The 3139-nt window shown below is 28.4% G+C and carries 4 protein-coding genes; all 4 read right to left on the reverse strand.

Going from position 1 to position 3139, the window contains the following annotated elements:
- A partial coding sequence (gene nrdD, locus ACRC03_RS14675; protein WP_438653334.1) for an anaerobic ribonucleoside-triphosphate reductase occupies positions 1–668 on the reverse strand: 668 nt, incomplete at its 3' end.
- A 184-nt stretch (positions 669–852) separates the two neighbouring features.
- Positions 853–1527, reverse strand: a complete 675-nt coding sequence (locus ACRC03_RS14680; protein WP_438653335.1) for a hypothetical protein — start codon at positions 1525–1527, stop codon at positions 853–855.
- Between the two features lie 196 nt (positions 1528–1723).
- Positions 1724–2344: an anaerobic ribonucleoside-triphosphate reductase gene (nrdD, locus tag ACRC03_RS14685; protein ID WP_438653336.1), complete on the reverse strand. Its 621-nt coding sequence runs from the start codon at positions 2342–2344 to the stop codon at positions 1724–1726.
- A gap of 114 nt (positions 2345–2458) precedes the next feature.
- Positions 2459–3139: NUMOD3 domain-containing DNA-binding protein (locus ACRC03_RS14690; protein ID WP_438653337.1), on the reverse strand; the 681-nt coding region annotated here is incomplete at its 5' end.

The following is a 3139-nucleotide window of genomic DNA, read 5'->3' on the forward strand; positions in this document are numbered from 1 at the left end:
CTTTCAAATGTAAGCTTATCAAAAGCATCTATTTCTTCACTTACGTGAACATGATATGAGTTTGTATAGTACATTCTATCTGTTACATTTTTTATTTCTCCAAATTTTTGTTTATCTATTCTACAGAATCTTGATGTTAAACTTTCTCCTGGTGTCCCATATAGTCCAAATCCAAGTCCTGTTTCTTTTTTCCATGTTTGACAAGCATTGTTTAGATATTCCATTACTTTTATAGCAAACTCTTCTCCTTCTTTAGTGGTATGAGATACACCTAATATTGCTTGAGTCATTTCGTGTATCCCTACATATCCTAATGATAGTGTTGAGTATCCGTCTTTTAATAATTTATCTATTTTTTCACCCTTTTCAAGTCTTGCTATACCTCCATGTTGCCAGTGTATTGGAGATACATCTGATGTTGTTCCTAATAGTAGGTTATGTCTAACCATTAAGGCTTCTTTGCAAAGCTTTAATCTTTCATCTAATACTTCAAAGAACTTATCCATATCTTTATTTGCTGTTAATGCTACTTGTACTAAGTTTAATGATATTACTCCTTGATTAAATCTTGAATACCATTTATATTCTCCATTTTCATCCTTCCAAGGACTTAAGTGCGATCTACAACCCATGGGTGGGAAGGTATTACCTTCATAATTTTTTCTCATTATCTTAGCACTTTGATAATCCGAGTTGTCCTATATTTCTATAGGCCCTGACTATATCATATTCTTATATACTTTTACCATATATAAGAACCCTCGCACTTCCATTTAATGAGTTTCACATTAAATGTACTCTACTCATTTATTCACTAAGAGTTTTCTTCTTAGTTATACTTTCGATAGTCGATTAAGTTTCTATTGTATAAAATATCTTCCATGTGTTTAAATATAATCTATTTTGTTCTATTGATTGATATAAAGATGTATGTTTTCCATCAAAATATTCATTTGCTAAACGTGTTAATGATTTTGACTCAATAATTTCTTTTGTAATGATATTTACTGCCATAACTGGATATATTTTTTCTTTATTTTCTGCGTTAATTGACATTGGTACAAACCTTATATTGTCTTTTTCATATCCTTTTGAATTATCTATTCTATCTACACTTAAATTATTTTCACCATAAATATCATATGCCTTTTTATATAGATTGTAGCAACTATTTACATATTCAGTATAATCATTGAATTTAAATTTATCTTTATATCTAATATAATCTTTTGAATTTGGATTACAACATCTTTCTTTTGCGTATCTATAAAATGCTCTAAACTGATTAAGTTGTTTTTCGTTTAACTCACATTTTATTATGTCATTAAAATACTTTGAACAAGCTTCCGTATGAAGATTACTAGTTTCTTTTAACTGTCTTCTCATGGAGTTTAAAGTATTTGTTTTGATAGCTCCACATATTAAACATTTATAAGTACAGCTATATTCATCTATATCTATTATTTCTATATTAATATTTTTATAATTTGATTTTATATATTTACACATAGTTATATTTTTTCTCATATCAGTATTATCTCCTTCTTATTAAGAAGATTTTTATACAATAGCTTACCACAGGATTAGCATATCTTTTACGACTTAGCTTTCCCTGTTAGCATAATCATTAAGTATCATTTCCTATACCTACTCTACGTCGATTATACACCCTAGTTTTAGGTCCACGAGGTTTTCTCAATATATTTCTATATTAAGGCCCAATCTATTTTTTAGGCACTAATCTCTTAGTATTGCACTCTGCCGCAAGCTTTGTAACGTAGTCATATTTACCACCTTCTAAGCAGTTATGCTCATCTAGTAAGTATACTAACTTAGGGAATTCTTCTCCAATTTCTTGACCTTTGTAGTTTTTCATTCCTTCTAATCTTTGTTTTATCATTTCTTCACAGATTAGAGCCATTTCTCTTTCATACTCATGCCCTTCCTCTATTTCTAAGTAAATAGTTGAAAAGGGGGACTGACCATTACTTGTATATAATGTGCTTAATTGGTATCTTAATGTTTGTATACCAGATTTTAACTCTTCTATCATTCTATCTTCTGAAACTTGTTTAGCCACTTCTTCAGAGAATTTCTCTTTATAGATATTATAATACTTATCATAACTTCTTCTTAAAAATGGTGCTATATGCTTTATCGTTATAGTATTTCCACCATATTGCCCACTAGCTATTTGAGCTATTATTTGAGTTACTATTGTACATGCTGTAGTAAAAGTCTTTGGTGACTCTATTAATTTGTTATTTATAACTGTACCATTTTGTAGCATATCTTCTAAATTTATAAGCATACAATTATGTATGCTCTGCATTGCATAATCCATATCCATATCCTCTTATATTTCTATAAGTACTGACTATCTCATCATCTTCTTAAAGATGCCTTGCGCTTCCATTGGTGCTAAACTCCAATGTACTTGGGCTACACTCATCCCCCATTAGTCGATACACTTTATTTCAGTTTCTATGATTTTTAGAGTTTCATATTTTAGATGTCTTTTAAATTTAGGATCCCAACAATTATTTAAAATTTTATCAGTAACAGTTTTTGATAGAGAATATTTATTTGTCATAAATTTATATAAATTAACCTTACCAGGAATTTCATTAAATTCATCATTATAAGCAACAGTATACACATTTTTTATTAATGCTTTAGATATATTATCTTTTCTTTCTTGTGTAAAAACTACTCCTGTTGATTTTATTCTGCATTTTTCTCTTTTTTCTTCACTTGCTACTGTATTTTTTAATTTTTTACTTATTTGTTTCCTATGTTCTTCAGAAATTACTTTTCCTTTATGCGTAATGCTTATCTTTAATCTAGCTTCTAGAGAATGTGTTTTGCCATACATTGGATTTCTTTCACCTGATAAATTTCTTTCTTTCATCAATTTACTCAATTTATCACTTCTATCTTTAGAATGATAATTCCCAGTATGACCTCCTACGCCTCCATTATGAAAATTTGTTTTAGCTTGATTTATAGACCTATAATATTCAATTCTTTTAATTTCCAAATCACATGCTTCTTTATCTGTAAGATTTTCTTTATATAATCTTACAGATACATTATCTTTTTCTTTATTAATTATATTGATAAAATATTGATTTCTTCT

Source organism: Romboutsia sp. (assembly GCF_051659545.1).
GTDB lineage: Bacteria > Bacillota > Clostridia > Peptostreptococcales > Peptostreptococcaceae > JBOFOR01.

Coding starts and splice junctions, on each gene's coding strand:
- nrdD (WP_438653336.1), bottom strand. CDS start 2,344: ATGGATTATGCAATGCAGAGCATACATAATTGTATGCTTATAAATTTA.
- ACRC03_RS14680 (WP_438653335.1), bottom strand. CDS start 1,527: ATGAGAAAAAATATAACTATGTGTAAATATATAAAATCAAATTATAAA.